The organism is Dietzia sp. E1 (assembly GCF_014145015.1).
GTDB classification, from domain to species: Bacteria; Actinomycetota; Actinomycetes; order Mycobacteriales; family Mycobacteriaceae; genus Dietzia; species Dietzia cinnamea_A.
In genome coordinates, this window is record NZ_JAALDU010000341.1 from 1 (window position 1) to 2,464 (window position 2,464).

The 2,464-nt window shown below is 71.7% G+C and carries 3 protein-coding genes; all 3 read left to right on the plus strand.

Features of this window, described 5'->3' with window-relative positions; all coding sequences use genetic code 11:
• On the plus strand, positions 1–245 hold a 245-nt coding region (locus G6030_RS11400), incomplete at its 5' end, for a RecX family transcriptional regulator (RefSeq protein ID WP_182643201.1).
• 26 nt (positions 246–271) lie between these two features.
• On the plus strand, positions 272–1,840 hold the full coding sequence (miaB, locus tag G6030_RS11405; protein ID WP_007627538.1) for a tRNA (N6-isopentenyl adenosine(37)-C2)-methylthiotransferase MiaB: 1,569 nt from the start codon (positions 272–274) through the stop codon (positions 1,838–1,840).
• Positions 1,828–2,412: a hypothetical protein gene (locus G6030_RS11410; protein WP_007627540.1), complete on the plus strand. Its 585-nt coding sequence runs from the start codon at positions 1,828–1,830 to the stop codon at positions 2,410–2,412. Before miaB ends, G6030_RS11410 begins: the two co-directional genes overlap by 13 nt.
• The last annotated feature ends 52 nt before the right edge of the window (positions 2,413–2,464 follow it).

Genomic DNA, 2,464 nt, shown 5'->3' on the forward strand with positions numbered 1-2,464 from the left:
ACAAGGGCGTGGCCGAGGGACACATCGCGAACGCGGTTGCCGATATCGACGAGTCCGACGAGCGTCGGCAGGCGACTGAACTCGTGCGCGCCCGGCTCGGCAGACGCCCGGCCGCCGCGCTCTCCGGGCCCGAGGCGCAGGGCGAGCGGCGGCGGCTCGTCGCATTCCTCGCCCGCCGGGGTTATCCCACGGGGTTGGCGATGTCCGTCGTGGACGCCGAATTGGCGGCCCACGCCTCGCCCTGAGTACCCTGGCCTGCGTGGATTCTCTCGTGACCGACCTGCATCCGGCGGCGGAGAACGCCCCCGCCGAGGGCGTGGACCGCCGCACCTACCAGGTGCGCACCTTCGGATGCCAGATGAACGTCCATGACTCCGAACGGCTCTCCGGGGTGCTCGACGCCGCCGGCTACGTTCCCTTCGAGGGCGACGCCGACCCGGCCACCGGCAGCTTGCCGGACCTCGTCGTGTTCAACACCTGCGCGGTCCGTGAGAACGCCGACAACCGGCTCTACGGCACCCTCGGCCATCTGCGGCCGTGGAAGGACGCCAACCCCCGACTACAGATCGCCGTCGGCGGATGCCTGGCGCAGAAGGACAAGGACGCCGTCGTCTCGCGGGCGCCGTGGGTCGATGTCGTGTTCGGCACCCACAACCTCGGGCACCTGCCGACCCTCCTCGACCGCTCCCGGCACAACGAGCGGGCCGAGGTGGAGATCGCCGACTCCCTGCAGCATTTCCCCTCGACCCTGCCGGCGACCCGTGACTCCGCCTACGCCGGCTGGGTCTCCGTCTCCGTCGGCTGCAACAACACCTGCACGTTCTGCATCGTGCCGTCCCTGCGCGGCAAGGAGGTGGACCGCCGCCCCGGCGAGGTCCTCGCGGAGATGCAGGCCCTCGCCGACGAGGGCGTGCTCGAGGTGACGCTGCTCGGCCAGAACGTCAACGCCTACGGACGGTCGTTCCACGACCCCGACGAGCCGTCCGACAAGGGCGCGTTCGCCAAACTCCTGCGCGCGGCCGGCCGGATCGAGGGCATCGAGCGCATCCGCTTCACCTCGCCCCACCCCGCCGAGTTCACCGACGACGTCATCGAGGCCATGGCCTCCACCCCGACCGTCTGCCCGCAGCTGCACATGCCGCTCCAGTCCGGCTCCGACCGCGTCCTGCGCGCCATGCGGCGCTCCTACCGCTCCGAGCGCTTCCTCGGCATCATCGACCGCGTCCGCGCGGCCATGCCGCACGCCGCCATCACGACCGACATCATCGTCGGCTTCCCCGGTGAGACCGAGGAGGACTTCCAGGCGACCCTCGACGTCGTCGAGAAGGCCCGGTTCTCCAGTGCCTTCACCTTCCAGTACTCGCCCCGCCCCGGCACCCCGGCGGCCACGATGGAGGACCAGATTCCCAAGGCCGTGGTCCAGGAGCGGTACGAACGGCTCATCGCCCTCCAGGAGCGGATCACCCTGGAGGAGAACCAGGCGCAGGTCGGGCGCGTCGTCGAACTGCTCGTCACCGCCGACGAGGGCCGCAAGGACGCCGCCACCGCCCGCATGACCGGCCGTGCCCGCGACGGTCGCCTCGTGCACTTCGCGCCCGTCGGAGAAGCCGCCGACCGGGTGCGCCCCGGCGACGTCGTCACCACCCGCGTCACCGCCGCCGCCCCGCACCACCTGCTCGCCGACGACGGTGTCCTCAGCTACCGCGCCACGCGCGCCGGGGACCGCCACGAGGAGGGCCGCAAGCCCGAGACGCCACCGATCGGCGTGGGGCTCGGGCTGCCCACCCTGCGCCGCGAGACCGCCCCCGCCGCCACCATCGAGAAGGGATGCCCCACGTGAGCACCGACGACGACCGACGCGACCCTATCGCAGGGATCATGGAGGTCACCCGCAACGCGGAATCGGAACTGCGCTCGAAGGACCGCATCCTCGGACGCACGCTCGTGATCGGCCGGGCCTACCTCGCCTCGGCCGTCCTCATCGTGCTGCTCGCCGCAGCGCTCGCGCTCCCGCACAGCGACGGCGTCCGCGGATTCGACGTCCTGTTCTTCACCGACGTGGCCCGCGAGCAGTACACGTCGCTACCGTCCCACCTCTTCGTCCTCCTGTACTCGGTGGGCACCATTGTCTTCGGCGCCGTGATGATCCTGACGCAGAAGTGGTGGGCCGCCGGCATCGCGTGGAGCACGGCCTGTGTGGCCGCCGTGTACGGCGTGCTGGCGATCTGGCTGCGCCAGTCCGGCCGCGGGCCCAACCCGGACTTCCAGGACTTCGGCGGGCCGGGCTTCGGCCTCTACCTCAGCGAACTGCTCGTGCTGGCGCTGGTCGCCACCCTCGCCGCGGTGCTGTGGTCGCGGACTCCCGAGCAGCGCCAGCTGGAAGAGGACGCGCGGCACGGCGACGGGGTCTGACCACACCCGCGTAGACGCCGGGAGCCCGGCCGGGGTCACCGGCCGGGCTCCC